The sequence below is a fragment of the Xenorhabdus sp. NBAII XenSa04 genome (assembly GCF_963866145.1).
GTDB classification, from domain to species: domain Bacteria; phylum Pseudomonadota; class Gammaproteobacteria; order Enterobacterales; family Enterobacteriaceae; genus Xenorhabdus; species Xenorhabdus indica.
Genome location: NZ_CAWMEB010000199.1, coordinates 1 through 242, shown reverse-complemented (window position 1 = coordinate 242; position 242 = coordinate 1). Strand labels below are relative to the sequence as shown.

Annotated in this window: 1 protein-coding gene; it reads left to right on the top strand. The window is 50.4% G+C overall.

All coding sequences use genetic code 11. The annotated features are described in order from the left end of the window. Positions 1 to 12: 12 nt before the first annotated feature. Positions 13 to 242 (top strand): autotransporter outer membrane beta-barrel domain-containing protein (locus AAC147_RS08130; RefSeq protein ID WP_339955598.1); only part of this gene is annotated, 230 nt, incomplete at its 3' end.

Here is a 242-nt window from a genome sequence, read left to right as displayed (position 1 = left end):
AAGCGCAAGCCGATTGACATAGATAATTTCAGAAATGCCGCTAGTGAGTACAACACCAGCGAGAGTACACGCCAGATACCCAATGGGGTATGGGGACGGATGACCGCTTCTTACGGTAAATTATCGCCACGAGTCTCTACATCGGGTGCTGGCGCCATCACCTATAACATGACCCGTGCTCAAATCGGCATAGACAGACGTTTTTATGAAAATGACCAGGGCTCAGCGGCAGGCGGTGTTTT